Source organism: Bradyrhizobium sp. UFLA05-108 (genome assembly GCF_059803455.1).
The window spans coordinates 1-544 of the sequence record NZ_JBANAZ010000272.1; the positions used below are offsets into that span (position 1 = coordinate 1).

General features: G+C 54.0%; 1 protein-coding gene. It reads right to left on the bottom strand.

Annotation, left to right across the window (positions count from 1 at the left end):
* Nucleotides 1-433 (bottom strand): phosphoenolpyruvate carboxykinase (ATP) (locus SO140_RS46440; RefSeq protein WP_049214134.1); only part of this gene is annotated, 433 nt, incomplete at its 3' end.
* Nucleotides 434-544: the final 111 nt, after the last annotated feature.

Here is a 544-nt window from a genome sequence, read left to right on the forward strand (position 1 = left end):
GCGCCTGCCAGGCCACCTCGGTGATGAAACGCACTTTCAGGCGCGAGTCAGCGTTGGCGCCGCAGAAGGTATCCACCACGAACAGACGTTTGCCGGAAAGCTGCTCGGTGACCAGGTGTTTCAGATCGGCCCACACTTCCGGGCTGAGAGGTTTGTTGTCGTTTTTGCCTTTGCCCTGATCGGCCCACCACACGGTATCGCGGGTGATGTCGTCGCGGACGATGTATTTGTCTTTCGGCGAACGGCCGGTGAAGATGCCGGTATCGACGGAGACGGCACCCAGCTTGGTGACTACCCCACGCTCAAAACCTTCCAGAGATGGGTCTGTTTCTTCCTTAAACAGCAGTTCATAGCTCGGGTTGTGAACGATTTCGCTAACGTCGTGAATGCCGTAAGCGGCCAGATCCTGAGGGGTTATACCTTTAACGCGCATGTTACTACTCCTTGGTCACAGAATTTCTGGCGGCAATTGTAGGGATCTAACGGTGAGTAACCGCGATGGGTATCAAATATTTAACGTTTTAGGCGGTATTTCGTTACGATC